We start from the raw sequence: 1095 nt of genomic DNA on the forward strand, positions 1-1095 counted from the left end.
CACTGGTGGTCTCGCCGCACCGTGCCCAGCGTGCTGTCGTAGGTGCCCAGCGCGCTGTCGTACGTTTCCGTCACCATCCACTTCGGCGGCGTCGTGTAGGCAATGTGGTGGTGATACGCGCCACCAGCCCACTGCGTGTCGTTGGCCCGCCCGCGGTCATCGTAAGCATAGGTGGCCAGCCGGTGGCCGTTCTCGTCGATGATCCCCGTGATCGCCCACGGCAGGTCACCGCGCTCGTGCAGGTACTGGCGCGTGCCGATCGGTCCGCTCATCTGCGCCAGCTGCCCCTGGTTGTCGTAGCTGAACCCCCAGCTCTGCCCCGACACGTCCACCACCTGCTTGATGCGGGCCGAGCCGTCGTACTGGAACTGGACCGCGCGCCCTTGCTGGTCCGACACCTTGAGGATCAGCTCGGCCCTCGGCGCGATCGCCGCCGGCGTGTCCGCGCTGCTGTACTCGTACGCCAGCCGCGAGCCATCGGCCCGCGTGACCGTTTGCAGGTTGCCGTGGCTGTCGTAGATCTCTTGCGCGTTCGCGGCCGCATCGATGTACAGCCAGCCCGCACCCGAAGGGAACAACCGGTCCCGCACCTCCGCAGCAGCGGCCGCGTAGTTCCCGGCGCCGTCTCTCATGAAACTGATCCAGTCGCCATTCCCACGCGACGCCTGCACCGCCTGCGTCAACCCGTTGGCGTCCGTCTGGCGCTGCACGCGCTTGTGCAGGCTGCTGCTCCACAGCGGGCCGAACGAGGCCGCCTCGCTCACCTCGAACATCRGGTTCGGGTCGTCGACCGGGAGTTGCCGGCGTGTGTCGTAGTGCGCCGTCAGGCTCAGCGGCCCGCTCAGCAGCCGCTCGTCGAGCACCTTGGCGCCCGTCAGCGGGTAGATCGGCTTGCCCGCGGGGCACGCGTTTGGTGATCCACCTCCGACGTAGCGATCGATCGGCCTCTGGCAGGCATGCTGATCCTTGGACCAGCTGAAGCCGGGTGGGCAGTAGCACTGGCCATCCGTGCCGATGGCGGGCAAGTTCTGGTTCAGGTTGTCGGTACAGCCGCCGGCGCCCAGGCCCCACTCGCCGCTGCCGCTGTCCACGACC

At 68.3% G+C, this 1095-nt stretch carries 1 pseudogene; it reads right to left on the minus strand.

The window, feature by feature from the left end:
• Positions 1 to 1095 (minus strand): annotated as a pseudogene (locus tag ACXJLU_RS33420) (hypothetical protein); the annotation flags it as partial.

It is taken from the genome of Rhizobacter sp. P5_C2, assembly GCF_054049715.1.